At 50.6% G+C, this 247-nt stretch carries 1 rRNA gene; it reads right to left on the bottom strand.

The features are described 5' to 3' along the window. Positions 1-247 (bottom strand): 23S ribosomal RNA (locus H6A12_RS13195); the annotation flags it as partial.

Here is a 247-nt window from a genome sequence, read left to right as displayed (position 1 = left end):
TTTTCAACGGGGGTCGGTTCGGCCCTCCATGGAATTTTACTTCCACTTCAGCCTGGACATGGATAGGTCACCCGGTTTCGGGTCTATGTCATGCAACTAATTTCGCCCTATTCAGACTCGCTCTCGCTGCGGCTCCGTACCTGAAGTACTTAACCTCGCTCCATAACATAACTCGCCGGACCATTCTACAATAGGTACCATATCACACCTTGACGTGCTCTATGTGCTTGTAGGCACAGGGTTTCAG

Origin of the sequence: Merdimmobilis hominis, assembly GCF_016901855.1 — a bacterium.
Classification (GTDB): Bacteria; Bacillota; Clostridia; order Oscillospirales; family Ruminococcaceae; genus Paludihabitans.
Note: the sequence above shows the minus strand (reverse complement) of the source record. Positions and strands in the feature narration are given on the sequence as shown.